We start from the raw sequence: 26,990 nt of genomic DNA on the forward strand, positions 1-26,990 counted from the left end.
TGGTATAAAGAAAAGAATACTCCTCTCAATCCAGAAAAGATTCACTTTTATTCACCTAAATAATTGGCAACCTTCTTGACGATCTGCCTCCAATTTAATTCCTTGCGGGCAAATGCTTGAAGCTGGACACAAGTATCTGCCAATAATGATTCGTGTGCTGCAACTTGTTGCAATGTCTGACCTATCGCCTCCCAATCATGTGTAGGATGGATTGTACCAAAACGCTGTTGTTGTGTAATATCAGCAGCACCATCCACATCTGTTGTCACGATATAGCAACCATTTTTAGCTGCCTCCGCAAAGACATGGGCATAACATTCGACTAAAGACGTTAAGCAAAAAATTTTAGCCTTACGATACTCCTCTTCTAGCTGGACCTTATCAACAATAGGTCCTACCATCGTTACTTGAGCGGCAAACGGATGACTATCTAGTAATAGTCTCAGCTCTTCTTGAAATGAGACTGACATCGGCCCTACTAAACGAAGCTCCCAATCTGGCAGTTGTGCTGCTAAAAATGCCTTGACTGTCAAAATTGTTTGCTTCTCTGGTGCATCCAATCGCCCAACTGTTAGAATTCTATTTTCTTTCTCGTGAAACGGCACTGGCTCTGTGGGGAAATGTTCATAAAAACCATTGGGTATATGTTTCACATCCAATTGTGAAAAGTCTTTGATTGCTGTTTGAATAGATATGCATTCAGAGGTAAGGAGATCACAAAGCTGCAACAACTCTAAAAAATAGGGATAGGTTTTTAATCGATTTAGCCAAAATCGATTGACATCTAATTTCATATAAATTTTGCCATTTGGATTAAAATGCTTATAGGTTTTCAAAATAGCTAAATAGGATGGATAGGGTCCAATAGCAAAGGCAATGTCGATGTCCCTTGCATGCTGGGCTAAATAAGCATTCATATTCACCACATAATCATCTTCAAATGGTACAGACTCAAATTTTACAGTGGGAAAGACTTGTTGAAGTAGAGCTTCATTCATTTCTGTCGTGACAATAGTGACCTCATAGCCTAAATGTTCCCCCAATAAAATAGGCACTAGACACAAATCTTTGAAAATATGGGCATCCGAAAGTTTGTAAGATTCCACGCTACAAATAAATGCTATTCTTTTTGTCATCGTATCCCTCTTTCTAAAAAAAGCGCTCTCGCTAGTTTATGACCTCTCTTGCTAAATGTGCTTATGTTAGTAAATTTTCGTCTTTCTTATGCCATATCTCTAGTAAACATAAAAATTCTATCTAAAAACACTCTCTTAAAAACATCCTAAAATAAGCAATTGCCTACAGTAGCACTACGTCTACGCATATTGTATTAAAGGATCTACTCAGTCACATGGAACAACTCTACTAATGAACATAGAATGGAGGGATCAGATGAAGATTAGTTTTTTATCACCTGCATTTAATAGCGAAGAATGGATCGTAACGATGCTTGATAGTATTCCTAAAGAATATGCCTATGAAATTATTGTGGTAGATGATGGCTCTACAGACAATACGCTAGCCATTTTACAGGATTATCAGAAAAACTGTGCAGCTTTAAAAATCATCGTTCACCCAACGAATTTAGGTGCGAGTGTTGCCTACAATCGCTGCATTGCAGAAGCAACAGGAGATTATATAGCCATCATCGATAGTGATGACCACTATTTACCTGCTATTCGCAATGTACTAGCACAAGTGGATGGCACATTTGATATTTACTACTACAACATGATTATTAAAAATGGCTTTGCTTTTATTAAAGATGAATCCAACCGCTATTCCTTACCTGGGCAATTTAAGATTATCAGGAGAAGTTTAATTGGAGATGCGAAATTTACGATACGCAAAGATATTGCAGGAGATTGGGATTTTAATTGCGCCCTGATGGATAAAAATCCGACAAGTAAATATACTAACGAATTTGCTTATTGGTACAACTACCCTAGGGAAAACTCAGAATGTGACCTACATCAAAGAGGATTGAAATAATAGCATGCAGGAGGTGTAACGAACTATACAATGTTTACAGATAAAATATTATTGATTACTGGAGGCACGGGCTCTTTCGGGAACGCCGTATTAAAGCGATTCTTAAATACGGATATCAAGGAAATTCGGATTTTTTCAAGGGATGAAAAAAAGCAAGATGATATGCGAAAACACTATCAGCATACAAAAATTAAATTTTATATCGGGGATGTCCGCGATATTCAAAGCATTCACAATGCCATGTATAATGTTGACTATGTATTTCATGCCGCCGCTCTCAAGCAAGTTCCCTCCTGCGAATTTTTTCCCTTAGAAGCTGTGAAAACCAATATTTTAGGAACAGATCACGTACTAACAGCCGCCATTCAAGCTGGCGTCAAGAAAATCATTTGCCTGTCAACAGATAAGGCCGCGTACCCTGTCAATGCGATGGGTATATCCAAGGCAATGATGGAAAAAACGTTTATTGCAAAGTCACGAATGGTTGACCCTCACCATACCCTAATTTGTGGCACTCGATACGGTAATGTCATGGCTTCACGAGGCTCGGTTATCCCATTATTCATTGAACAAATAAAGGCTGGGAAACCTTTAACGATTACGGACCCTCATATGACACGTTTTATGATGAGCCTTGAGGAAGCGGTAGAATTGGTATTGTACGCATTCTCACATGCTCAAAACGGGGATATTATGGTGCAAAAATCACCTGCTGCCACAATAGCAAATTTAGCACAGGCTTTACTTGAGATCTTTCAAGCAAACAACGCCATGCAAATTATCGGAACACGGCACGGAGAAAAAATGTATGAAGTATTATGTACGAAGGAGGAAGCAGCAAAAGCTATTGATATGGGCCATTTCTATCGAATCCCCGCGGATAATCGGGATTTAAATTATGGAAAATACCTCGATGAGGGCTCTCCAAAAATTACATTAACGGATGAATATAACTCGAACAATACCCAACAATTAAGTGTGGCTGACATTAAAGTAAAGCTATTAACATTGCCTCTTATACAAGAAGAGCTCCTTCATTGGACAGGAGGAAAACCATGAAATTTTTAGTGCTCGGTGCTACAGGCATGGCTGGTCATACCATTGCCATCTATTTATGTGAACAAGGGCATGATGTAACAACATACTCTCGAACCCCTTTTCCCTATGGCAATAATAGAACAGGTGATGTGACAGACTCCCATTTTTTAAGGTCGCTACTACTAGACAATGAGGTAGATGTCGTCATTAATTGTATTGGTGTTTTAAACAATGCTTGTGAGGCTCATCCTGCCCAAAGTGTTTTACTGAATAGCTATTTACCGCATGCCATTGTATCTCTCCTTGAAAATCGTCACACAAAGCTTATTCATCTAAGTACCGACTGCGTATTTTCAGGCAAAAGTGCTCCCTACTATGAAAATAGTGTACTAGACGGGGAAACCTTTTATGACCGCACAAAAGGTATAGGGGAAGTGAATAACGACAAGCACATAACATTTCGTAATTCCATAATTGGTCCTGATTTGAAAAAGGATGGCATCGGACTCTTCAATTGGTTTATGCAACAAAAAAGTCCCGTCTATGGCTATTCGGGTGCTGTTTGGACGGGAGTGACAACACTTACTTTGGCTAAAGCCATTGAACGTGCTGCACAACAAGATTTAACAGGACTCTATCATCTCGTCAATACGACAAATATTTCTAAACACGATCTACTGCATCTATTTAATAAGCACTTCCTGAACAACAGTATAAAAATTCTTCCTCATCACGTTGTTCAAATCAATAAAACATTAATAAATACAAGAAATGACTTTTCATTTATTGTCCCTAGCTACGAAGAAATGATGATAGAGATGAAGGAATGGATATTGCAGCATAAACACTTATATCCTCACTATTTTCAATGATCCATACATCAACTCCATTATGGATGACGATTCGTAATGGGGTTCCCCTACCGAATAACTGTCCCTTCAGGTAATTGACCATCCTTAATCCAATTCTCTACAAAGCGATTAAAAAATGCAGGCTGGGCTAATGAGACGCCGTGACCGATGTTCTTCAATAACACACCCTTGCTATTTGGATGACTTTGCACAAGTGCTTTAGCGGATTTTCTCATGTTGCTTTTCTCTTTTTCTCCCACAGTTATTAGGATCTTTCCTTGAGCTTTGTTAAAGTCAGCTGGGATGGAAAATGACATATTTTCTCGCAAAATTTGAATCAATGTATCTACTTTCATCGTGGCACTCTCTTGATAGTAACGCTCAAAATAATCTTCTTGAATGTACAGGGCTTTTGCTTGAAGTTTCGCAAATGTTTTATTTTTTATAAGCGGAAATGACAGCCGAATAAACGGTTGAAGCATCCTTTCTACAGTAGGAGAGGGTATCACGAGCGCACTATTGATGATCGTAAAATCGATTAAACTAGGCTGTAGACTTAGCATTTGAATAGCGATTTGCGCTCCTAAAGAGAAACCAATTACTATAACAGGCTTCCCATTGGCTTTTTTCTCAATAAGCAGAAGAAGCTCTTTCGCACTTTGTTCAATGGAAAATGGATTGTGTGTCATTAGCTCAGGTATAACACAGTGATAATGGGAAAAATGGCGAACTTGCTGATCCCACATCCACCCTCCAACGCCCCCTCCATGAATAAACATCATGAAAGGATTGTTAGCATCCCCATACTCCTTGTATTGCATAGATACACCTACTTTCATTCTTTCTCATTCATGGTCATCTAAAAAATCTTTACTAAAGCTTGTTTGGGATTGATAGGAGGAACGTTTCCCTAAATCTACACCACGTTTTATAATCCCCTTGCCAAACCGTCCCTCAATTTCATCGACAAGCTTGAGAATCGGTTCATCTTTCGCATGCTCCTGAAAATCAAATATCGATAATTGCTGTGAATAATCTTTACGATCCACCACATTGGAAACCGTTACACCAAGTAATCTTACAGGAGATTCATCCCAATGCTTATCAAATAAAGTACAAGCAATGTCGTAAATTTCATCATAACGATACAGGACATTGGACATTGTTTTCGAACGTGTATGATTATGCCAATCAGCATCCCGAATTTGAATGCTCACAGTTGAACCTGCTAAGCGCTTGGCATCAAGACGCTCCACCACTTTTTTACATAGACCTTCGATTGTTTTATGAAGTGTACGAACATCTGTTACATCTTCTGGTAATGTTGTTGAATTCCCAACGCTTTTCGTATCAAAGATTGCCTCAGGATCGACCATGCGCTGATCCACCCCATTGGCCCTTGCTCGAAGCCGTACCCCATTCTTCCCTAAAATTTGCTTCATTTTAAATTCTTCTGTCTTAGCTAAATCACCTATTGTAAAGATGCCTTGTGCATTTAATTTTTTAGCAGTACTTTCTCCAATCCCATGCATGTTGACAACCTCACGATGCCATAATTGCTGTTCAATATCCCGTATTCGTAGTACGGTAATCCCCATTGGTTTCTTCATATCAGAGGCTGTTTTCGCTAAAAATTTATTCGGTGCAATACCGATGGAACAAGGTAAATCCAGCTCAGCTAAAATGCGCGCTTGTATTTCCTGGGCAATACTTAAGGCATGCCGTTCCTTGCTTAGCTCAGTCACATCCAAGTAGCCCTCATCAATCGAAACAGGCTCTACTAATGGTGTATAGCTTCGAAGAATGGTGAACATTTCTTTAGATGCATGACGATACTTTTGAAAATCTGGAGGTAATAACAATAGCTCAGGACATTTACGCTTCGCTTCATGAACAGTCATAGTTGTATAAATGCCTAGCGCTCTTGCTTCATATGAACAAGTTACTAAAATGCCACGCCGTTCCTTTGGGTTCCCTGCAATTGCGATAGGCTTCCCCTTTAAACTTGGGTCATGTGCTTGCTCCACAGAAGCATAGAAACTGTTCATATCCACATGCAAAATAACACGCCCTTTATGTGCCATGCTCATCACCTCGTTTCTTTCTTAGCCTTATTATACGCCCCATAACCTCTAATCAACAAATGCATAATCACCATTACTTTCGAGGAGGTCCTTTAAAATAATTAACGCTTGCTCAAGTTGAGATTCTGGCGCTGCAATGGCTAAACGAACGGCATTGACAGGCTTTGTATTCCCTACGGCAAAGCGTTCCGCTGCATAGACTTGTACACCAGCTTTCGAAGCTAACAATTCAAATTGAACACCCGTAAATTTGTCAGGCAATTGGAGCCACCTAAAAATACATTCCTCATCCCCTAATATGTGATAATCCCCTAAATACTGATCGACAAGCGCATTTTGCTGCTTGGCATATGCTCGGTGTTTTTCTAATATCGTTTGGGCAACACCTTCATGGATTAATCGTGCTGCAAGCTCCAGCATGATAGGAGAAACAGAAATGTTGATATTATAGAGCGTCTCCATTATTTTTTTACGTAGCGCAGGCGGTGTCACAAGGAAGGATAATCGTAAACCAGGTGATAGTGTTTTAGATAGGCTAGCAATGTAAATAACCTTATCAGGTGCATAAGAAGCAATCGGAGCAAGCGGTTGCTCCTTGAGAAAGCTATAGATAGCATCCTCGATCACAAGCAAATCCTTCTGTCTTGCCACGTCTGCAATCATTTTTCTTGTTTCTACTGACATCGTATGAGTCGTTGGGTTATGAAAATCAGGGATCACATAGATTCCTTTGATATGCTCATTTTTACAAGCATATAGTAATCCTTCTTTTGTCATTTCACCCTGACATTGTTGGATAGCCACAAGCTGGATACCAAGCATATTTGCAGCTGTTTTAATGCCTGCATAGGTAATTGGATCTGTACCAATGCGGTCGCCTGGCTGAAATAAAGCTGCAAGGGTTCCCACAATGGCATTTTGTCCGCCTGCTCCTAGAAGAATAGGCTGGTCTGTTTGAAAATTTACTAGTTCGAGTAGCTTCATCACGGCTTCGTTTTGCCATGCATTGCCCTCAGGTCGTCCATATTGAAATAGCATGCTAAAACTAGGTTCGTTTATCATTTTCTTCATAAAGCGTGTAATATCATCATTAACAAAATTATCTGGTAAAACCGAGCCCATTTCAATGATAGGTGTGGCATGGTTGGTTGGCAGTAACATTTTATTGCTAGCCGCATCTGTTGAAACGAATGTACCGCTGCCAATCGAGGCATAAATTAATCCTTTTTGGCCACAAAGCTTAAAGGCTCTTGTAATCGTACTCAAATTCACATCTAAAAAATCAGCTAATTCACGCTGGGGTGGCAATTTTGTGCCTGGTACTAGCTTTCCATCCTTAATATCTTGTTCTAGCTGATGTGCGATGGCTATATATAACGGAGCAGAAATATTGCTAATATCCGGCTTCCAACTCATTGGATACTCGTCAAATGAATTAATAGGCATTCACTAGGCCCTTCTTTCTCTTAATTTGCATACAATAGTTTAATTGTCTTGCATACAATGATAATATTGTATGCACACGATGACAATGATATAATTTTTAAAAAATCAGAAAAAAAGGACCGATAATTATGCAATATTCTGAAAGAATCTTAAAAACACCATCCTCATTTATTCGAAATATTTTAAAAGTGACAGATGCAGAGGACGTTATTTCCTTTGCAGGCGGGCTTCCAAACCCAATTTCTTTCCCGATTGATGCATTGAGAGCATCCGTAGACCATGCTATTACAGTAAATGGCAGCCGATTATTCCAATATTCATCCACACAGGGTTATGCACCATTGCGTGAATATATTGCCGCGAAATATCAACGTGTCCATGGACTTGATGTACATGCTGACGATGTCTTTATTACTACAGGTTCACAGCAAGCGCTTGAACTAATTGGTAAAGTACTTATCAATAAAGGCGATGGCATTATCATCGAAGAGCCAGGTTACCTAGGGGCTATCCAAGCCTTTACTTTAACAGAGCCCACTTTCCATGGTGTTACGCTAGAAAATGATGGTCTTAACTTAGAAGAGTTAGAGCGTGCTCTACAACAACCAAATGTAAAATTCATTTATACGGTGCCGAACTTCCAAAACCCAACAGGACTCACATATTCGAAAGAAAAGCGTGAGCAAATTTGCGAAATAGTGGCAAAATATGATGTTGCTTTAATTGAGGATGATCCATACGGGGAGCTACGTTTCCAAGGGGAGCCACTTCCATATATCGGTGCTGGTAAATTAGAAAATAGTATTTTACTAGGTTCTTTCTCTAAAACGGTCACACCAGGCATGCGTCTTGGCTTTATTATCACAAAAAACAAAGAGCTTTTGCAGCATATTGAAACAGCGAAGCAAGCGTCTGATCTTCATACTAATATTTTTTCACAATATGTTATCTACGATTACTTAGCAAGTAATGATTATACCGAACATGTAAAGAAAATTATTGCTTTATATAAAAATCAGTCGGATGCGATGCTTGATGCTATGCAGGAGTTTTTCCCTGCCCATGTTGAATATACACGACCTGAGGGTGGCATGTTCATTTGGGCAACCATGAAGGACGGTACACCGGCCCTTGATGTATTCAATAAAGCGATGGAACAAAAGGTTGCCTTCGTGCCTGGCGATCCATTCTACACATCAAAAACGAATGTGAACACAATGCGTCTTAATTATACAAATGCAACACCTGAAGTCATCCGTGAGGGAATTAAACGTTTAGCTAGTATTTTATAAAACGAAAACGTATAAACGCTGTGAAAAGCGTTTATACGTTTTTTAATGTGGATAGTAAATAGTCATACTAAGTCGTGTTACTGTACTACCTGGATTGCTGTATGTGTGTGGACGGTCAGCCTTCAATCGTATGGCATCACCACTTGTTAATCGATAATCCTGACCCTGTATATGGATGATTAATTCCCCATCAAAAACGGTTATATACTCCTCCGTTCCTTCTCGATGAGCCTCAGCATCTAACGTTCCATTTTCTTTGATTTCAATTGTATATATTTCAAAACGACTATCCTTTTGATAGGGGAAATGAGGATAAACCATATATCGGCCATGATCTTCCTTCAATACTTGAATTTCTTTACCGCGAATAACCTCCGTCTCAGGTTGGGGAGGATGAATAAGCTCTGTAAACGAAACCTTTAATCCATTTGCAATTTTCCAAATCGTTGTCAAAGTTGGACTGGATTCTCCCCTCTCAATTTGACCAATCATCGTTTTACTCACGCCACTAAGCTGAGAAACTTTCTCTAAGCTTAATTTCTCCCTTTCTCGAATTGCCTTTAAATTTCTCGCAAAGACGAGATGAATTTCTTCCATCCAAAAGCCCTCCTTGTATGTACAATATAACGTACATTTTGTATAATAAAAAGACCAACGTTATACAGTCTATTTCGTGCATTATATCACACAACTTGAAAGAAGGGATTGTTTTGCCTGTATTTTCCTTTTTATTATTTATCATCATTACAAGCTTTACACCTGGCCCTAATAATTTTATGGCGATGGTTTTTGCTAAACAACATGGCTTAGCGAAAACGATTCCATTCTGTTTAGGTGTAGGGATTGGTTTTTTCATCATTATTGGTCTTAGTAGCTTTTTTAACACGATCATGTTAAACATTTTACCTGCCATTGAATTACCCCTAACCATATTTGGTGTAGGCTATATGTTGTACCTGGCTTATAAAATTTTAACAAGCAAAGAATTAGAGGAGCACGACAACGAAGAAGAAAAACGAAACCTATTTTTTTTAGGAGCGTTCGTTCAATTTATTAACCCAAAAGGTATTTTATTTGGTCTTACTGTTGTCGCAACTTACATCCTACCCTACTACTCATCCTACATAAGCTATCTACTCTTCTCGTTCTTTTTAGCGCTAATAGGGGTAATCAGTACATTTAGTTGGTCATTATGTGGCTCCGTTTTTCAAAAAGCACTACAGCAATACCGAAAACCATTTAACATGATCATGGCACTTTTATTAATGTACAGTGCTGTTTCCATTGTTTTACATTAAAAAACAGCCCTCTGTCGGTAGAGGGCTACTTTATCAGCAACTTATTTTGTATACGTTAAAACGGCATTTTTCTTGAATTTTGCTAAAGCTTCTGTTGCCTCATTTTTGCTCGCGTACTCAAAAATTCGAACGTCCTTTTTATCAAAAACTGTAATAACCCACATGTGAAAAGCTCCCTTCACTCATTATTTTTGTAATATAACAACCACCAAAATTTGTGATACGACTTATCAACTGTTTTATAACAATTCCTTACTTGATTCTTATTTTACGCTGATTTTTTCAAAAAGAAAGCTTTATGTGAAGGTCTTCACAAACTGTTCAATTTCAAAACGCTTTCATTGAACAATTTGTGAAAACCTTAATTTTATAGGTATATCAACAGCCAGTGATGTCAGGTCTATCCGTCTCTTTTCATCTATAGCCAAAAAACCGTACAAAAGTACGGTTTTTGCTGTAGTAGTAGATTTGCATGTCATAAGTTTAACAAAATACTTCTTCTTGTTTATGTGTTAATTCAATTTCGAAGCCCAAATCCTCCAGCATGCGATAATCGCTATTCGCTTCCTGTCCTGCTGTTGTTAAATAATCCCCAACAAAAATACTATTAGCTGCATAGAGACCAAGTGGCTGAAGTGAGCCTAAATTGATTTCACGACCACCCGAAATACGGATTTCCTTTGTCGGATTGATGTAGCGGAATAAAGCTAAAACCTTTAAACAATAACGGGGATTTAAATCCTTTGTCCCTTCTAGCTTTGTGCCATCAATTGCATTTAAAAAGTTTACAGGAATAGAATCAGCGTCCAATTGATGGAGGGCGCGTGCAATATTGACGACATCCTCTTTTGTTTCCTTCATCCCAATAATGGCACCCGAGCAAGGTGAAATTCCATGCTTTTTCACAATCTCTACCGTATTGACACGATCCTCATATGTATGTGAGGTCGTGATGAAGGAATGATGACGTTCCGATGTATTTAAATTATGATTGTAGCGATCCACCCCCGCTTCCTTTAGTTGCTGTGCCTGTTCTTCTTTTAATAAGCCAAGACAGGCACAAACCTTCAAGCCATACTTTTCTTTTATTTCAGCAACCGCCTCACTCACGACATTGACATCCTTACGTGTTGGCCCACGACCACTGGCTACAATACAATACGTCCCAATCTTATTGTCAAACGCTCGTTTTGCACCTGCTAAAATTTCCTCTTTTGTAATAAATGGATATTTCTCAATAGGAGCCGTTGATTTAGAGGACTGGGAGCAATAGCCACAATCCTCGGGGCAATAACCGCTTTTGGCGTTCATAATCATATTCAATTTAACTTTTTTACCATAATAATGACGACGAATCGTAAAAGCACCATCCATAAGCTGTAATAGCTCATCATCCTCACTATTTAATATGGCAAGTGCCTCTTCATTGCTAATGATCTTTCCAGCAATAACTTCTTGTGCTAATTGGTAATAATTCATATTACATTCTCCCCCTCTACGTGTGAAAATTTCACATTTCTTGCTGACTGAAATACTTTATACAAGCGCTCAGCTAATAGCGCTGATGTAATAGCTAAGCAAAAATCAGCGACAATACTACTTAAAAAGCCGACAACAAACACATGTGACCAGCTTGACTTCATGTCTAACCAGAAATTCAATGCTACATACAAATAAGGAACAGCCACAGCATAAATAATAACCAGCCCAATAATGGTTGCTGCAATAAAATGCTTTTTCGTCGGCGTCTCAATCCTTTCAATAATGAACCCAATCACATAGGCGGCTAGGGCAAAGCCAATCAGATAACCAAAAGTTGGCTGTAAGACATATGTGATACCACCACCCTGTGTAAAAACAGGTAAGCCTACTAAGCCCACGCTGATATAGACAAGTTGACTATAAAAACCATTCCGACTACCCAATAAACAGCCTGCTAAAAATACAAAAACAATCTGTAATGTAAACGGTACGACAGGCAATGGAATTTTAACAAAAGCTCCGATTGCTGTTAGAGCAGCAAACATGGCAATCATGACTAGCGCTAATGTTTGTTGTCGCTTACCCACCCTTAGCCCCCCTGTCCTGGAAAAATTGTTCGATTGTCTCTTTCGTTGTATGAATCATAAATGACATTTCCTCTTCAGAAATAATATAAGGTGGCATAAAATACAGAACATTGCCGAGCGGTCTGATGAGTAAGCCTTTCGTTAAAGCCCGTTGATAAATTTGATAGCCGATACGCTCCTCACTGGCGAACGCTTCCTTTGTCCGCCGGTCCTTTACTAGTTCAATCGCTCCCACTAAACCAACTTGTCGGTATTCACCCACATAAGGCATATCACAAAAAGCTTCCATGGCTAACGCTCGCATGTATTGTCCCTTGTGCTGAATCATCTCCATCACTTGTTCCTCTTGAAACATCGTTAATACTTCCAGTGCCACACGACAGGCCAATGTATTGCCTGAATAGCTATGCGAATGTAAAAAAGCCTTCATTGTTCCGTAATCATCATAAAAAGCGTCATAGATTTGCTCCGTCGTTAAGACAACTGATAAAGGTAAATAACCACCTGTTAGCCCCTTTGATAAACACATAAAATCTGGCATGATGTCCGCTTGTTGACAGGCAAATAATGTACCGGTCCGACCAAAACCTACAGCAATTTCATCTGCAATGAAGTGCACATCATAATGTGAGCACAACGCCCGTAAGCGCTGTAAATAGACAGGTGGGTACATTTTCATACCTGCTGCAGCCTGAATTAATGGTTCAATAATAACTGCCGTGATTTCCTCATGATGCGCTTGAAGTTGTTCCTCAACAAATTGACTACATGGTGCATTACAGCTTGCTGGATCTTCCTGAAATGGACAGCGGAAGCAATCTGGTCCTTTGGCACGAACAGTATCTAATAACAGAGGCTGGTAAACTTCATTGTAAAGCCCTACCCCTCCTATGGATAAAGCACCAATAGTTTCTCCATGATAGGCATCCGTCAAGGCGAGAAAGCGCTTTTTGGCTGGTTTCCCCGTCTGCATATGGTATTGAAAGCTCATTTTCAGTGCAACTTCAATAGCAGATGAGCCATTATCGGCAAAAAAGACTTTATGTAATCCCTGTGGTGCTAATGCAGTTAATTTTTCAGCCAATTGTATGGCTGGTTCATGTGTAAAATTAGCAAAGATCGTATGCTCTAATGTAAATGCTTGCTCACTTAAAGCTTGGCTAATACGCGGATTGGCATGTCCAAATAAATTAACCCACCAGGAAGATACAGCATCCAAGTAACGCTGATCATGTTCGTCATAAAGCCACACGCCTTGCCCCTTTTTTATGACGATGGGTGGAAATGCCTCATAGTCCTTCATTTGTGAGCATGGATGCCATACATGACGTAAATCTCTTAGCTGTAAATCAGTTAATGCTTGTTTCATAGTTAAAAAGCCTTTCAAACAGTGTGGTGTGTGTCATGGCATAATCCATTAGCTGTGACACATTTTGTAGCTTTGGAATAATCGCATAGGGCAAGGGATGGTACTGTAAAATCGTTTGTATATTATCTTGCTCCATACGGCTACCTGTGTTCCCATTAAACACTATGCCAAGAACGTCAACTTCACGAGAGCGCAATGCCTCTATTGTTAATAATGTGTGATTGATCGTCCCTAGGGATGTCCTTGTAACAAGCACTACTGGCAGCTTGCTACTGACGATGACATCAAGCAGCGTCATCCCATGGGGAGCAGTAAAAGGAACAAAAAGCCCACCCGCTCCTTCACATATCACAACATCATAGGATGCTTGTAATAATTGAATCCGCAATAATAGCTCATTGACATCAATTTGCTGCCCCTCCAGTTGCGCAGCAAAATGTGGCGATGCAGCTTCTCTAAATGAATAGCTATTGAGATGCTCTTGTTGAAGCTTTTGTAAGGAATACTTCTCATACATGGCTGTATCATGATAATAGCCACGACCGTTTTCGTATACCTCTCCTGTTTGCACAGGCTTGTATGGTGAAACTTTCAAGCCTTGTTTTTGTAAATGACACATCAACATGGTGGTGACAATTGTTTTCCCAACATCCGTATCTGTACCGACAACCCAAAAATGTTGCATTGTTAACCTCCCTTTTTTAAGTTAACCATTAACACTATTTAAGTTAACACATATATTTTTGTTTTGTAAATGCTATTTCTATATTTTTCTGAATACACTATTTTTGTTAATAAAAACAGCAAATTTTGTATTAAAATAAGAAAACGCTAAACTCCCACCATTTATGGTAAGAATCTAGCGTTCATTGATAGTCATGATAATAATCTCTCAAAAATGATTTCATAGTCTGTTGGTTTCCCATGTCCATTATAAGCAATCGGCAATACTTGCACTAAACGCCAACCTTGCTTCGCGTATTCTTCGATTGTTTTCCGATAGGTAGATTCCTGAAAAAAGCTACCTAAATGTGCTTGTACAAATTTATACTCATACATTGACTCACCCCCTGTAAATCTTTACGTAACTACGGAGTCAAGGTTTCAATAATTAGTAGGTTCTCGCTTTTGAATATTATGATTATTTTAAAGGATTTTAATCTTCACTCGTAGTATTAAACTACATGGGGGTGGTAGTATGTTTGGCATTTTTAAAGAACCAGCGAAGATCATCGATACATATGAACAAGTGCATTCAATTTTAAAATCATTACTTACCTATGAACTAAAAGAATTACCAAATCGCTATGAATTTTGGTATCGGGTGGCCATCCGTCAAGAGGAGTATCGGACATTACAAGCAGAGCATCGGGCAAAAATCTCAATGACTTCTGCCGTAGGGCGTTTTCATCAAACACAATATGAAGTGATGACACAGAAATTAGCAAAGTTTGAACGCTCATCCGATATTTATAAACTATTTTGTATGGAAGAAGAACGAGAGCTATTAAACCATCGTCTCTCTTTTCATCAAGAAACGATTGCTGCCATCTATGACCATGTTCAACATAAAGAGCTGTATACGTACAGTGATAGTGTTCAACAGCAATTTTGGGAGGCCGTCCGTGATGATCTACTCCATGCTATCGCACACCTAGATTAATTTTTTAGAGACTTCATTTTCTCATGGGGGAAATAGAAGTCTTTATTTATTTTTAGTGATTATTTTAACCTAAAGGTTATGAGGGATTCTAAAATCATTCGAGTCCTAAGTCTTCTAATTCCCAACCTAGACAAAAGTTGGTATATTTGAAATAGGAAGGTGATTAATAGATATGTCGAACGAGAAAATTTTAATAGTGGAAGATGATATAGATATTATGGAGGTTTTATCGCTCACGCTAGCTAATGCTAACTATAATGTATTAAAGGCATCATCTCTATCCAGTGGCTGGCATCTCGCTGTCACGCAACAACCAGATTTAATCTTGTTAGATGTTAATTTACCAGATGGTACAGGCTTCGAGTTAGCCAAAAGAATCCGTGATGTATCGGATGTCATTATCATTTTTGTGACCGTCAATCATCTAATTGAACAGAAACTTGAGGGCTTTGAGGTGGGGGCAGATGATTATATGACAAAGCCATTTATTCCAAAAGAATTATTGGCCCGTATCCAAGCAAATTTAAAAAGAAGAAACCCAACAAAGAAAAGTAATATTGTACATATAGATAATCTGTCCATACATTTAGATGAGAAAAATGTTTATAAGGATGGACAGCTTTTAAATTTATTTACGAAGGAGAAGCTACTCCTCTTTTTTCTAATTGAGCATGCGAATCAAGTGATTAGTGTCGATCAACTCATTGATCATGTGTGGGGCTATGACGGTGTCACTGATTTGAAAACCGTATCTGTCCATATTAGTACGCTTCGTCGTAAAATTGAAGATATCCCCTCAAAGCCGAAATGGATTCAAACAGTGAGAGGTTTTGGCTACCAATTCGTTTATAAAAAAGAGAGTGGTGAGAAGTAAGAAAACACTCACCACCCCTTTTTAATTTTTTGCCAATACCTTAACTAGTGGTAATGTAAAGCTAAATATGCTTCCTTCATTTTCAAGACTTTCAACAAAAATCTCACCATTATGCTGGCGAACAATTTGTTTACAGATAGCTAAGCCAATGCCATGCGAATGTGCTTCATGAGTGTTAGTTGCTCGATAATAGCTATCAAAAATAAAGGGAAGATCACTCTCAGCAATACCAATGCCACTATCTGCTATCGAACAAATCAAGTGCTTGTCCTCTACATGGAAGGACAATTGAATACCACCATTTGATGTATATTTCATTGCATTTGTCATGATATTTTCAATCACTTGATTGATTCGCGTTTTATCAATCAGTAGCTGAGCTTCTTCATGACCGTAAAAGTGAGCACTGAATGTTAATCCTGATTGTTTAACTTCATCCTCATAACGGGTTGCCATTTGTAAAAATAATTCCTTTGCCTTTACCTCTGTAAAAGAAAATTCTGCTCTACCAGCTTCTAGATTTGCTAAATCAAACAAATCTTGAATTAAGTTATTTAATGATAATAGCCTTTCTTTACTTCGTATTAAATATTTCTTTCTGGCTACTGCGTCATCAATCACGCCCTCTAGCATAAGTTCTATATACCCTAATGTAGAGGTTAACGGGGAGCGTAATTCATGGGAAATACTATGCAAGAGTTTTTTACGTTCCAGTTCATTTTTTTCTAAACGTTCATTCATTTTTATCAAATGCCGATTCGTCTCATCTAGCTCCCTAGTACGCAACTGAACACGTTTTTCTAAATCTCCATATATTTTCGCATTTTCAAAAGAAACGGCAATTTGAGCCGCAATCACTTTCAATAGCTGAACATGAGATGGATGGAAGGCATTCGTCATTAAAGTATTCTCAAAATACAATATCGAAATAATTTCATTTTGATGGATAATCGGCAGGCAAAGAATAGATTTAGCCGTCGAATAGGAGAAAAGAGGATGCTGTGTTATTTGTGTATTGTCGATAATCACATGCTCTTTACTATTAAGAACATAGCGTATAATCGATTGCATATTCGCATTAAAATTCTCCATACTTTGTTGATCATACATCGTAAATGTTTTTTCCGCAGCTTCCGCCTTTGCTAACACCAATAATTCCTGCTGCTGTTTATGAATGAAATAGCCACTATCTGCCCCCACATGCTTTAACAGTGAAAACAATATTTTATGCAGTAATTCTTCCATACGAATAGCTGTTGCAAATGATTGAGTCGTTTCAAAAACCGTCATCATATCAAACGTGAGTGATTCTCTACTGTGATTCTCCAGTTTGCGATGCACTTGATATTCTCTTGCCCATCTGCTAGCAACTGTTTCTGCTCCCCACGTTTCAATACTTTGAATACCATTCAATATATAATGCCTTGCCGTTTTCTTTTGCTGTTTTGCGAGATAATAGTTAGCAGCTCGTTCATATGCTAAGGCTGTATCCTGGACAAAACCATTCATACTTGCTAATCGTATTGCTCGGTCATAATAGAGTTCTGCCTCACTGTCATTGTTGTGTAAACGGTAATTCTCTGCCATTAATAAAGCATAGAGATGCTCATAATTTTCTGAAGAATAAACAGCCCATTTCTTAAATTTCTTGAGGCTTTGACGTATATCCGTTAAAAATAACCTCTGCTCCTGTACCTGACAATTTTGACTATGCAGAAAGTGAAATTGCCACATGGCCCGATAAAAATAATAGACCGTGGTGATTGGTAATGTATAAGTGTCCTTACTTAGCTTCTTTAATTCAACCAGAATCGCTTTCCCTTGTATTTCATCCGCTAATAAAAAGGACATTTGTAAACGCACTGAATAATGCATGATTTTAATAGCAGGCTGATCCTGTATTGTGATAGGACAGGCCCAATGTACAGGATGATGAGGAGAGCGGAGGATATTCATCCATCTCCCCATTTCGGCTAAAAAGTCAATCGAAAGGGTACTTGCATGAATAGAAAATTCATCTTGTTGTCGTCTAATTTCTTGTTGCAAATCCTCTAGGGTAACAACACCCTGAATAAGTCGTATCGTGACAATAAAACATGATGCTGAGGATACTAAATGATATAAGCCAAGCTCTTGGCTTTTTGCTTGAGCCTCATTAATATATTGAATACTGGTTTCATAGGGCTCTGTCCAATGACTGATAAACACGCCATACACATAATAAGTATGGCCCTTGATATATATGCTTTCTTGCTTATCCGCTACAATGATGGCAAGTTTGCCAAAGCGAGTAGCTTCTTTTATATTAGTAAAACCTGCATTTAAAAGCATAGCATAGTTAATCAATACCATGCCGCTTTTCGATGTAGCGCCATACTTCAACTGTAAACGCAGCCCTTTCATTAAAAGAATGCCTGTTAAGTTAGGATTTAATAGGAAAGCACTTGCCGTCATATTAATAATTAAATGAATCAAAATATCAATTTCTTTACTATTCGTTGGCGGATGCTGCAACAAGTCTTGGTCAGACATATGTCGCAATGCCCATTTCAACAATAGATACTCTTTTAGAAGCTGTGACTTTTTAGGATATGCTGAAATTTTAAGATTCGCAACTTGAAAACCTGCCAAGCCTGCTTCTAGACCAATAGTAGGGTTATCGGACTCAATGTATAATACCGTTTTCAAATTGTTAATCATCAGTTTTTCTAATTTTGTCTCTGCGTGCTGCAAAGCTTCTGTTAAATGCATTTCCGATTGTTCGTAGTGGCCAGTTAAATATTCACATTCACCTAAATTTGCATATAATTTAACCGACTGTTCTCTCCTAGTCTCCCAATGATCAGGCGTTAATAGTTCTTTACTAGTTGTAAAAAATTTTAGCGCATTATCAAAGAGCCCTATTCTTTTAGCCTCAATACCGAGTTGATAATTCCAGATAGCCAGCTTTTGCTTTTCTTCCCCAGTCAATAAGTGGCGACTGTAATTGAAATGCATGACGATTTCGCTTAATCGATCATGATCTGCAGCCATTTGAGAGTCATCTGTTAAAAGCTGGCCAATTTGATAATGGTATTTAGCACGCAATTGCCCTGATAAGTCCTGATAAGCTACTTGTTGAATACGATCGTGAACAAATTGGAATTTGGTAGAAAATGTATGTAAAATTCCTTCATGCTCTAACGTACTTGCCCATTTATAATGGGCATCTAACGGAATAATAAAGCCATTCTCAACAAGTGTTTCCAGGTGTTTTAATAACGCTTGAGCTGATAAGGACACGAGCTTTAAGACATCTGTAAATTCAAAGCGCTGACCAAAACATGCAACTATGCGTAAAATCTCATGGGCTTCTGTTGTTAAATTAGCCATTCTAGTTTCAATAAAGACAAGTAGCTCGTTGTTCAATCGGGATAAATTAAATTTCTTACGATTAAACTCCCATTCTTTTGTTGTTGCATTAAAATAAATTGTGTTATCTTGCTGGAGTGATCGAAACGCCTCTTTCACAAATAACGGATTCCCTTTGGTCAAATTAAATAATTGCTTGGCAATTATCTGTATGGTATGAGGCTTTGCCTGGAAAGATGCCTCCAACCATTGTTGAACATGTTGTTCCTGAAGCAAGGGTAAATGGATATGATGACCGCTCGAAAAACTAGAAGTTCTTTGCTGATTTTCCTCCTCTGCGCTGTCCTTATTCACTCGGAATGTACCAATCATCATAAAGTATCCTGCTCGGTGTTGCTCAAAAATTTGGGTCATAATTTCAACTGTACTTTGATTGGCCCAATGCAAATCATCTACAAACCATATAACTGGTTTCTTCTGCATAGCAAATGTTAATAAAATTTTTTGAATCGATATAAACGTATAGGAATGGAGCTGTTTTGTATTTTGGCTAACTTCTTTTTGGAAGTGTACTTCCTCCTTCACAAACCATTTAAGTTCAGGTAATAGATGGATAAGTTCATCTGTCACAACTAATTTAACCTCTTGAAATAATTTTTTCCATAAATGGACAGACCTTTCACCTTCCATATAAATAAATTTCAATAAACTCCTTAAAGGATGGATAACAATGGAATAGTCATTTTCTAATTGCAATTGCTCATACTTAGTTGTAATAAAATAGCCTTTTGCGGCCGCTATTTCACCCTTTAATTCTTGAACTAACTTGGACTTTCCATACCCTGCTTGTCCTGATATCGTAACCATCTTTTTGTCACCTTTTGCAACCTGACGAAAAACAGAGGAAAGCTCTGCGAATTGCGATTCTCTCCCATAAAGCTTAGTAGACAGTCCCGTATTCAGATGCAAATCCTGTTCACCAAGCAGGAAATTGTCAAGCGGTTCGTTTACTAAAAGTTTCTGTTGGATTTGTAGCAAATCCTCTCTCAAACCAATGGCACTTTGATAACGATCAGCTGGGTTTTTAGCTAATAGCTTTTCAATCATTTCCCAAAGCAATGAATGATAACGACTGTCTAAACTTACCAATGGTTCTGGTTTTTTTGTGATGATTTCATAAATCAAATCGACGGCATCCTTTGCTTGAAAAGGCAATTGACCGCCCAGTATTTCGTAAAAAATGGTCCCCAGTGCATATAAATCTGTCCGATAGTCTACCTCTAAATGTAGTCTGCCAGTTTGCTCAGGTGCATAATAGGGTAGCTGATCTAGTCGTTCATAGGGATTTTCAATCACAACTGGAGATTCTACATCATATTTTGTACTAAATTCAGAGCTTAATAGTTTTATTTTTAAAGAATTAGGATTGATTAAGATTTGATTAGGATGTAGGTGTAGATAAAGTAAACCACTTTGTTGCATTTTCATACAAATATTGACAAGGTCAATGGCAATCTGGAGAAATTGATGCAAAGAAATCAAGTTATTACTGAATTGCTTTAAGGGGACTCCATTAAAATTTTCATAGATGATCGCATATTGATCATCTATATAATCAATAGCTATTGGCTTTAATAACCAAGGATTTTGCTCATTCGAAAACAAGAAAAATTCATATTGTAGTTTGGCTCTTGTCTCTGCTGAATTATGATGAACACTTTTTACCAGTACCAGTTTGTTAAACTTCTTCATATACATTCTCTGTAGATGCCAATCTTGACTAGACTGTAAAAGAATGCAATCGTTCATACACAATCCCTCCTCTTCTATGCTAGTATTTATCATCTTTGTAACCGCTTTATATTTTTGCAATGCTACCTTTAGATTTATTTGTTTAACTGATTGTCCAGCAAAGCTAAAAACGAGGCCCTCTAACTTCTTTGGTGTAATATGATAGACTCTTCGAATGAACAGATAGTAGCGCTTCTCAATAACTCCTCTTTACTTGTTGTAGTGTCGATAATAATAGGACAGATATCCTTTACATAAAAACACCAGTAAAGGAATACTTGCTCGTAGATTTTGATCGACTAGAAAGATGCCGAGGTTTTTGTTTTCGTATCTTTTGTTACTCTTACATTTTCTAACATTACTTGTTCTTTAAGAACATCGATTGGATGTACGGGAATAAAAATTTTTGGGATGCTGTCGGAAATGGTATGTTGCTCAATAAGCTTATTATAATATTTCTCCAATAAATGCGCTTCGCCTTTTATTAAAGAAAATTTTGGAACAAGTGATCTGGTGTTTCTACATAATATGCAATCTGCTCATATCGTCTTTTCGTGCTTAATTCTGCTAGTGCAGGCTGGAATTTTGTCATTTCAATCCGTTCACTACATACCAAAGGATGGCTGTTACTCTGTCATAGACTGTATTTGATTGATCTATTCGTTATTGGTACTTCCATATAGCCATGTTGAACATTGCGGTTTTTTAATCATGTACTAATTCGTGCTTTTATTACACTTCCCCTTTATCTTAGGCATACAATTTTCATCCTATCAATCTTTCGCTAAAACAAAGCCCTCCTGTAAATCAATCATTCTCAGTACATTAAAACTATAAAATTCCAAGGTTAAAATTAGTTTAAATAGTATTAAAATCAATCAATAAAAAAATAGTCAATGTTTTGATCACAAAACATTGACTACTACTTTATAAGTAATTTTAATGATGTTGGCTCATTGCCATTCCTTCTACAAGCATTTGTCTAAATTCTTGAACCTGGTCTGCTTTAATGGCTATGTGACTATAGTGCTTCTTGATCCCTAGCATAAACGTTACTTCCACAGGCTCTTTCATTTTCAAAATAAAATGCGGATAGGCCTCACCAAAATCACGTGCTATAAAGTCTATCGTATCTTTTGATAATTTTCCCTCTAACCGCTCCTTGTCTTCGATGATTTCAGCAATATGATCAAAACGAATTTCAGTACGTTTCATTAATCCCAGAGATAAGTACAATGTATCATTTGTGACATAAACAGGGTTTAGGCGAATAGCCTGCATATCCGCAAGAAAGAAGATTACTGAATAAATATTAAAAACAAGCAACACAATGGAAAGTATCATTGACTTTTCATGTAGCCACCAGTGAATACCAATCGTTTCAATAGCAATCCCATGAATAATCATGAGCTGAAAAGCGATATAGCTAGAATTTTTATGCAAAGATAAACCTTGTCGTTCTTGTCTTTTCCAACTCGCGAAACCATAATAAAGCACTAATAAATCAGCACAGATCATCTGAATAACTGGATGCTTGGGTGCATGTTTTTCTACAGCTTTTGAAAATGAAAAGAGATCTGGTAAAGAGCTTCTCCGCACTTCCCCTAGGATTTTTGGCAGGTATCGTACAAGTGTTGCCACTAGGATAATTTCTAATAGAATAATAGACCCTTCAATCGCAAAGCCAGCCCATGTCACTGCCACATAAGGCTGAAGGTGTTCCATAGGAATGATAAAACGTGCAGCAATACAGCCAGCTGCAGCTAATAGGATGGCTTGCTTTAATGAAAATTTACCTTTATAAAGCATAAATAGCACAGGCACCACCACAATACAGTCAATTAATGAGCCCATGACAACACCATTTGTTTCGATAGGTAAAAGGGATGTGCCAAATCCTGTATTATAGAGTGTATAGTTACTCGCTAATACCACTAATAATAAGGCTAGCCAAATATTTTGCTTACTTTTTAAGACCATCATTCACAATGCCCCCTCTCTACTAATAATTTTACTTTATGCCAAATGGTTCATCTTGTATAGAATTTGAGAATAAAAGATGGTCCTATTTCCATTCACGTTCAATTATTTTTCACACTTAAAAACTTCTTACGATAAACATGTGGCGGATAGCCAGTGTATTCTTTAAACTTTTCAATATAATAACTGACGGTACTAAAGCCTGTATTAACAGCTATTTCTGTTATCGATAGCTCATTACCTTTCAATAATTCTATGCTTTTGCGCAGTCGATATTGGCATAAATAGGTAAACGGTGTCATGCCCACTATTTTCTTAAAAAAACGACTACATTCAGCGCGACTTATATACACATGGCTAGCTAAATCTTCTAATGCTATTTTCTGCTGATAATGTGCATGTAAAAAATCTAGCATAGCTTTTGCTCGTTCATGCTGCACAATAGTGGCAGAATCCATTATTTGTTCTGTCAATAAGGATTGGGTTAGCATGGATTCCCAAATAAATAGAAGCTCTCTCCGTACCTTTAACTCAAAAAAAGCGGTTTGCTCTCGCATTAATTCCGCAATCGTTGCTACTTTCTGTGCCAACTCTCCTGTTAGTTTGACATAAGGTATTCGATTTCTTGTAATATACGGTTCTACATATTTTGAGAAAAAGATACTGCCCTCATGCCCCCCCATTAACTTTGGATCTACATTTACACAATAAACGATCGCTTGCTCAATTTGATAAGGCTTTGCTTCATGTAATCCAGAGGCATTAATAAAGAGCCCCTCGCCTTGGTTCAAAACAAAAACGTCGGTCCCCACTCGATACTGAGCACATCCCTTTTTTATAAAAACAAATTGTATTTCTTTATGCCAATGGAGAGGTAGAAAATCCATGCTTTCTAATCGCATAACCGTTTCATACAAGGCAACTGGAAATTCTTTTGTTCCATGCAAGGTTAATTCTTGTAAATCCTTGGCAATTTTAATATGTGTTAACGGCATCTCTAACACCTCAATATATTGATATTTTATTGGATTAAATCGATATTTATTTCCACTTAATCACTTTATAATCATCTTATATTGATAGTTTAGGAGATGTAAACAGATGAATCAAATTATCCAAAATAAACGTACACTGGGCTTTCTACTAGTTATTCTTGGAGCAAGTTTCTGGGGAATCGGAGGGACCGTTGCCCAACGACTATTTCAGCAGGACAATTTAGAGGTCGGCTGGCTTGTTTCTAGTCGTTTACTTTTAGCAGGTCTGTTACTAATAGCTATATATAAAATGACCCATCGGCATGAATCCATTTTCGTCATATGGCGCACAAAGCAAAATGCTTTTAGACAAATTTTATTTAGCCTACTCGGCATGCTTGCTGTCCAATACACCTATATGATGTCAATCGCTATTGGTAATTCAGCTGTAGCCACATTATTGCAATATTTAGCACCACTGTTTATCATGGCTTATTACTTTCTAACGAGGCAAAGTCCATTGACAAAGCAGGATGGTATAGCTGTGTCACTTACACTTGTGGGGACCTTTTTATTATTAACAAACGGTTCTTTTTCAACATTGTCCGTTCCTTTAATGGCTGTGTTATGGGGTATCTTATCTGGTCTTTCTGTTGCATTTTATACCATTTATGCCATCCCACTTTTACAGCAATTCCATTCATTACTAGTTGTCGGCTGGTCGATGATCATCGGTGGTATAGTAATGAGTATAGCTCACCCACCATGGGCTATCGATCTATCTGATTGGACGTTTTCAACCATTGCCTATTTTCTCTTTATTGTTATTTTTGGGACAATGCTCGCTTTTTGGTTTTATATTGCTAGCTTGCACTATCTTTCACCAAAGGAGTCAAGCCTACTAGGTAGTCTTGAACCATTAATGGCTGTCATCACAAGTGTTTGGTGGTTAAAGATTGCTTTTGGTGGCTATCAGTTTATTGGTACATTGCTAATTCTTCTTATGATTTTATACCTTACAGTATTTCAGAAAAAGCAAGCTTGAAAACAGAAAATTAAGGGAGTTATGAATTTTAATAGTCAATACCTCCTATTACCGAGATAATAATATATGAATTTATACATAAAATTTACATATTTTATCTATCTTTTCTCCTTATTTGTCTACTATACTGAACATAACAACAGATATAAGGAGGTATTTTATGGATAAAAAAGTTATTTTTTTCGAGGTGGAAGGCGGCACAGATAAAGGACCAGATGGCTATCGCCCAGATACAATGCCAATGGTGGAAGCGCTACAGCAACGTGGACAGGATGCAGAGGTACTCTTCTTTGATATCACAAAAAAGCAGGAAATCTTTCACTATGTTAAGGAACATGGTATTGCCTATGTATCTCGCATTAACCCAGGCAACTTACAGCATGAGGATGAGTACTTTGCTATGCTACGAGAGCTATGCCAAGCTGGCGTTATAGGGATGCCACATCCAGACGCCATGATTAGCTATGGTTCAAAAGACGTATTATCAAAACTGACGACAACAAATTTAGTACCTGATGATACATTTGCCTACTACACAATCGAAGCATTCAAAAAACAATTCCCTACTTCCTTAGCCTTAACAGAGCGTGTTTTGAAGCAAAATCGTGGTTCAACTGGAGAAGGTATTTGGCGTGTAAAATTGGTGGAACCGCTAGCAGAGGGTATCACTGAAGTGCCACTTGATGCACAAATCAAATGTACTGAAGCAAAAGATAATCATGTAGAATATTGGCAGCTTGGCGACTTTATGACATTTTGTGAGCAGTATATTACAGGGACGAATGGTATGTTAATCGATATGCGCTTTCTTCCAAGGATTACAGAAGGCGAAATCCGCTTATTCATGTTGCGCGATCATCCTGTACACGTCGTACATAAAAAACCAGCTGCTACCGAGGATGCCTTTAGTGCAACTCTATTCTCTGGCGCTCAATATCGCTATGACAAACCTGAAGACTGGCAAGAGCTGGTACAAAACTTTTTAAAGCAGCTCCCTCAAGTAACAAACCTACTAGGCAATTATGATTTACCGCTAATCTGGACAGCCGACTTTATGCTAGATACCAATGAAGTCGGAGAAGATTGCTATATTTTAGGTGAGATGAATTGTTCTTGTGTTGGCTTTACTTCAGAACTAGCATTAGCGCATGAAGTAGCAGAAGAAATTTTAGCTTGTTTAAAAGAGCATACTGAGGCTATTGCGCAATAAAAAAAGTGCGATCTTTAGGGATCGCACTTTTCATATATAAATCTTAATTCCTTGTATAAATTCATAGATAAAATAACAAGCAAAACCAATCAATAAGAATCCTGCGACAATTGTAAATGTCCTAATCATCTTCCGATTCATAGCTTTACGAGTAACCGAGACAATGGTCAGCAAACCGATATCGTGGAGTAAAATTCCACTTAAAACACCAGCAGCAATAATTAAAAAGCTCGTTGACTCCCCTTGTCCATAAGATTTTGCTAGCACCACACCAAATACGTTGACCCAAAAAACAAGATTACCAGGCGAAATGGCCACTAGTAAGCCGTTAAAATAAGAGGCAAAAAACGATTTGGTTACTTTTTCTCCTGCCAATGTAATATCATGGTCAGCGTTCTTGATAGAATCATAGCCTAACAAGAATAAAAAGCCCGCTCCAATAATCCACATAGGTAGTTGAATTAAAGGCATAGCCAAGATGGAAGCTAGTCCCATATACAAAGCAAAAACCAATACAATATCAATGGTCATGCCACCAAGTCCAACTGCCCAGCCGTGCATAAAACCATTTTTGAGTCCTTGCTTTGTCATTTCTACTGTAATAGCTCCTACAGGCATGGCAATGGCAAGTCCTACCAATACATACGCTACATATAAACTCAA

24 protein-coding genes are annotated in these 26,990 nt (G+C 37.9%); 9 read left to right on the top strand and 15 right to left on the bottom strand.

From position 1 onward, the window contains the following. Positions 1-47: 47 nt before the first annotated feature. Positions 48-1,136, bottom strand: coding sequence for a glycosyltransferase (locus NY607_RS10885; RefSeq protein WP_259419672.1), 1,089 nt, complete (start codon positions 1,134-1,136; stop codon positions 48-50). A gap of 256 nt (positions 1,137-1,392) precedes the next feature. Between NY607_RS10885 and NY607_RS10890 the strand changes: the two genes are divergently transcribed. From NY607_RS10890 to NY607_RS10900, 3 genes are read left to right on the top strand one after another with little or no spacing between them, the layout of a single operon-like run. After that, a complete protein-coding gene (locus NY607_RS10890; RefSeq protein WP_016993848.1) occupies positions 1,393-1,992 on the top strand; it encodes a glycosyltransferase family 2 protein in 600 nt (199 codons plus the stop codon). Between the two features lie 30 nt (positions 1,993-2,022). Next, positions 2,023-3,051, top strand: coding sequence for a polysaccharide biosynthesis protein (locus NY607_RS10895; protein ID WP_054549192.1), 1,029 nt, complete (start codon positions 2,023-2,025; stop codon positions 3,049-3,051). Then, on the top strand, positions 3,048-3,902 hold the full coding sequence (locus NY607_RS10900; protein WP_259419673.1) for an SDR family oxidoreductase: 855 nt from the start codon (positions 3,048-3,050) through the stop codon (positions 3,900-3,902). The genes NY607_RS10895 and NY607_RS10900 overlap by 4 nt, the downstream gene beginning before the upstream one ends. A 47-nt stretch (positions 3,903-3,949) precedes the next feature. Here NY607_RS10900 and NY607_RS10905 read toward each other — a convergent pair whose 3' ends face one another. The 3 genes from NY607_RS10905 to NY607_RS10915 are packed head-to-tail and all read right to left on the bottom strand — an operon-like array spanning position 3,950 to position 7,411. Next, complete coding sequence (locus NY607_RS10905; RefSeq protein WP_004231273.1) at positions 3,950-4,702, bottom strand: alpha/beta fold hydrolase; 753 nt, start codon at positions 4,700-4,702, stop codon at positions 3,950-3,952. Positions 4,703-4,726: 24 nt separating this feature from the next. Further along, complete coding sequence (locus NY607_RS10910; protein ID WP_259419674.1) at positions 4,727-5,965, bottom strand: DNA polymerase IV; 1,239 nt, start codon at positions 5,963-5,965, stop codon at positions 4,727-4,729. Positions 5,966-6,013: 48 nt separating this feature from the next. Further along, positions 6,014-7,411 carry an aminotransferase-like domain-containing protein gene (locus NY607_RS10915; RefSeq protein WP_004231269.1) on the bottom strand — a complete coding sequence of 466 codons (1,398 nt, stop codon included), beginning with the start codon at positions 7,409-7,411 and terminating at the stop codon, positions 6,014-6,016. Positions 7,412-7,539: 128 nt separating this feature from the next. Between NY607_RS10915 and NY607_RS10920 the strand changes: the two genes are divergently transcribed. After that, positions 7,540-8,703, top strand: a complete 1,164-nt coding sequence (locus NY607_RS10920; RefSeq protein ID WP_048392333.1) for an aminotransferase-like domain-containing protein — start codon at positions 7,540-7,542, stop codon at positions 8,701-8,703. 42 nt (positions 8,704-8,745) lie between these two features. On the opposite strand, the gene NY607_RS10925 is transcribed toward NY607_RS10920, so the two are convergent. Further along, on the bottom strand, positions 8,746-9,300 hold the full coding sequence (locus NY607_RS10925; protein ID WP_131521549.1) for a helix-turn-helix domain-containing protein: 555 nt from the start codon (positions 9,298-9,300) through the stop codon (positions 8,746-8,748). A 113-nt stretch (positions 9,301-9,413) separates the two neighbouring features. On the opposite strand from NY607_RS10925, the gene NY607_RS10930 reads away from it, so the two are divergent. After that, positions 9,414-10,001: a LysE family transporter gene (locus tag NY607_RS10930; RefSeq protein WP_131521550.1), complete on the top strand. Its 588-nt coding sequence runs from the start codon at positions 9,414-9,416 to the stop codon at positions 9,999-10,001. 41 nt (positions 10,002-10,042) lie between these two features. On the opposite strand, the gene NY607_RS10935 is transcribed toward NY607_RS10930, so the two are convergent. The 6 genes from NY607_RS10935 to NY607_RS10960 form a co-directional block, all read right to left on the bottom strand. Continuing rightward, positions 10,043-10,165, bottom strand: a complete 123-nt coding sequence (locus tag NY607_RS10935; protein ID WP_004231260.1) for a hypothetical protein — start codon at positions 10,163-10,165, stop codon at positions 10,043-10,045. A gap of 319 nt (positions 10,166-10,484) precedes the next feature. Continuing rightward, on the bottom strand, positions 10,485-11,480 hold the full coding sequence (gene bioB, locus NY607_RS10940) for a biotin synthase BioB (RefSeq protein ID WP_048392330.1): 996 nt from the start codon (positions 11,478-11,480) through the stop codon (positions 10,485-10,487). Next, complete coding sequence (locus NY607_RS10945) at positions 11,477-12,070, bottom strand: biotin transporter BioY (RefSeq protein WP_048392329.1); 594 nt, start codon at positions 12,068-12,070, stop codon at positions 11,477-11,479. Before NY607_RS10945 ends, bioB begins: the two co-directional genes overlap by 4 nt. Beyond that, positions 12,063-13,439 (bottom strand): adenosylmethionine--8-amino-7-oxononanoate transaminase, encoded by a 1,377-nt coding sequence (gene bioA / locus NY607_RS10950; RefSeq protein WP_115673368.1) that lies wholly within the window; start codon positions 13,437-13,439, stop codon positions 12,063-12,065. The genes NY607_RS10945 and bioA overlap by 8 nt, the downstream gene beginning before the upstream one ends. After that, positions 13,420-14,124 carry a dethiobiotin synthase gene (bioD, locus tag NY607_RS10955; protein ID WP_237898207.1) on the bottom strand — a complete coding sequence of 235 codons (705 nt, stop codon included), beginning with the start codon at positions 14,122-14,124 and terminating at the stop codon, positions 13,420-13,422. Before bioD ends, bioA begins: the two co-directional genes overlap by 20 nt. Positions 14,125-14,315: 191 nt before the next feature. Beyond that, the gene (locus NY607_RS10960) at positions 14,316-14,498 is read right to left on the bottom strand and encodes a DUF4177 domain-containing protein (RefSeq protein WP_004231251.1); all 183 of its coding nucleotides are present in this window, start codon (positions 14,496-14,498) and stop codon (positions 14,316-14,318) included. Positions 14,499-14,637: 139 nt separating this feature from the next. On the opposite strand from NY607_RS10960, the gene NY607_RS10965 reads away from it, so the two are divergent. Both NY607_RS10965 and NY607_RS10970 read left to right on the top strand, forming a co-directional pair. Then, entirely contained in the window at positions 14,638-15,102 is a 465-nt protein-coding gene (locus NY607_RS10965; RefSeq protein WP_259419675.1) for a hypothetical protein, read from the top strand. A gap of 172 nt (positions 15,103-15,274) precedes the next feature. Further along, positions 15,275-15,976 (top strand): response regulator transcription factor, encoded by a 702-nt coding sequence (locus tag NY607_RS10970; protein ID WP_048392324.1) that lies wholly within the window; start codon positions 15,275-15,277, stop codon positions 15,974-15,976. 21 nt (positions 15,977-15,997) lie between these two features. Here NY607_RS10970 and NY607_RS10975 read toward each other — a convergent pair whose 3' ends face one another. The 3 genes from NY607_RS10975 to NY607_RS10985 form a co-directional block, all read right to left on the bottom strand. Further along, entirely contained in the window at positions 15,998-21,136 is a 5,139-nt protein-coding gene (locus tag NY607_RS10975; protein WP_259419676.1) for an ATP-binding protein, read from the bottom strand. 921 nt (positions 21,137-22,057) lie between these two features. Further along, positions 22,058-23,101 (bottom strand): beta-carotene 15,15'-monooxygenase, encoded by a 1,044-nt coding sequence (locus NY607_RS10980; RefSeq protein WP_103118400.1) that lies wholly within the window; start codon positions 23,099-23,101, stop codon positions 22,058-22,060. 98 nt (positions 23,102-23,199) lie between these two features. Next, the gene (locus NY607_RS10985) at positions 23,200-24,093 is read right to left on the bottom strand and encodes an AraC family transcriptional regulator (RefSeq protein ID WP_259419677.1); all 894 of its coding nucleotides are present in this window, start codon (positions 24,091-24,093) and stop codon (positions 23,200-23,202) included. A 106-nt stretch (positions 24,094-24,199) separates the two neighbouring features. Between NY607_RS10985 and NY607_RS10990 the strand changes: the two genes are divergently transcribed. Continuing rightward, positions 24,200-25,117, top strand: coding sequence for a DMT family transporter (locus tag NY607_RS10990; protein WP_259419678.1), 918 nt, complete (start codon positions 24,200-24,202; stop codon positions 25,115-25,117). Positions 25,118-25,277: 160 nt separating this feature from the next. After that, the gene (locus NY607_RS10995; RefSeq protein ID WP_112118333.1) at positions 25,278-26,327 is read left to right on the top strand and encodes a Cj0069 family protein; all 1,050 of its coding nucleotides are present in this window, start codon (positions 25,278-25,280) and stop codon (positions 26,325-26,327) included. Positions 26,328-26,357: 30 nt separating this feature from the next. Here NY607_RS10995 and NY607_RS11000 read toward each other — a convergent pair whose 3' ends face one another. After that, entirely contained in the window at positions 26,358-26,990 is a 633-nt protein-coding gene (locus NY607_RS11000; RefSeq protein WP_048392317.1) for a LysE family translocator, read from the bottom strand.

This window comes from Lysinibacillus sp. A4 (genome assembly GCF_024919535.1).
GTDB classification, from domain to species: Bacteria; Bacillota; Bacilli; order Bacillales_A; family Planococcaceae; genus Lysinibacillus; species Lysinibacillus capsici.

Coding starts and splice junctions, on each gene's coding strand:
- NY607_RS10885 (WP_259419672.1), bottom strand. CDS start 1,136: ATGACAAAAAGAATAGCATTTATTTGTAGCGTGGAATCTTACAAACTT.
- NY607_RS10890 (WP_016993848.1), top strand. CDS start 1,393: ATGAAGATTAGTTTTTTATCACCTGCATTTAATAGCGAAGAATGGATC.
- NY607_RS10895 (WP_054549192.1), top strand. CDS start 2,023: ATGTTTACAGATAAAATATTATTGATTACTGGAGGCACGGGCTCTTTC.
- NY607_RS10900 (WP_259419673.1), top strand. CDS start 3,048: ATGAAATTTTTAGTGCTCGGTGCTACAGGCATGGCTGGTCATACCATT.
- NY607_RS10905 (WP_004231273.1), bottom strand. CDS start 4,702: ATGCAATACAAGGAGTATGGGGATGCTAACAATCCTTTCATGATGTTT.
- NY607_RS10910 (WP_259419674.1), bottom strand. CDS start 5,965: ATGGCACATAAAGGGCGTGTTATTTTGCATGTGGATATGAACAGTTTC.
- NY607_RS10915 (WP_004231269.1), bottom strand. CDS start 7,411: ATGCCTATTAATTCATTTGACGAGTATCCAATGAGTTGGAAGCCGGAT.
- NY607_RS10920 (WP_048392333.1), top strand. CDS start 7,540: ATGCAATATTCTGAAAGAATCTTAAAAACACCATCCTCATTTATTCGA.
- NY607_RS10925 (WP_131521549.1), bottom strand. CDS start 9,300: ATGGAAGAAATTCATCTCGTCTTTGCGAGAAATTTAAAGGCAATTCGA.
- NY607_RS10935 (WP_004231260.1), bottom strand. CDS start 10,165: ATGTGGGTTATTACAGTTTTTGATAAAAAGGACGTTCGAATTTTTGAG.
- bioB (WP_048392330.1), bottom strand. CDS start 11,480: ATGAATTATTACCAATTAGCACAAGAAGTTATTGCTGGAAAGATCATT.
- bioA (WP_115673368.1), bottom strand. CDS start 13,439: ATGAAACAAGCATTAACTGATTTACAGCTAAGAGATTTACGTCATGTA.
- bioD (WP_237898207.1), bottom strand. CDS start 14,124: ATGCAACATTTTTGGGTTGTCGGTACAGATACGGATGTTGGGAAAACA.
- NY607_RS10960 (WP_004231251.1), bottom strand. CDS start 14,498: ATGTATGAGTATAAATTTGTACAAGCACATTTAGGTAGCTTTTTTCAG.
- NY607_RS10965 (WP_259419675.1), top strand. CDS start 14,638: ATGTTTGGCATTTTTAAAGAACCAGCGAAGATCATCGATACATATGAA.
- NY607_RS10970 (WP_048392324.1), top strand. CDS start 15,275: ATGTCGAACGAGAAAATTTTAATAGTGGAAGATGATATAGATATTATG.
- NY607_RS10975 (WP_259419676.1), bottom strand. CDS start 21,136: ATGAACGATTGCATTCTTTTACAGTCTAGTCAAGATTGGCATCTACAG.
- NY607_RS10980 (WP_103118400.1), bottom strand. CDS start 23,101: ATGATGGTCTTAAAAAGTAAGCAAAATATTTGGCTAGCCTTATTATTA.
- NY607_RS10985 (WP_259419677.1), bottom strand. CDS start 24,093: ATGCCGTTAACACATATTAAAATTGCCAAGGATTTACAAGAATTAACC.
- NY607_RS10990 (WP_259419678.1), top strand. CDS start 24,200: ATGAATCAAATTATCCAAAATAAACGTACACTGGGCTTTCTACTAGTT.
- NY607_RS10995 (WP_112118333.1), top strand. CDS start 25,278: ATGGATAAAAAAGTTATTTTTTTCGAGGTGGAAGGCGGCACAGATAAA.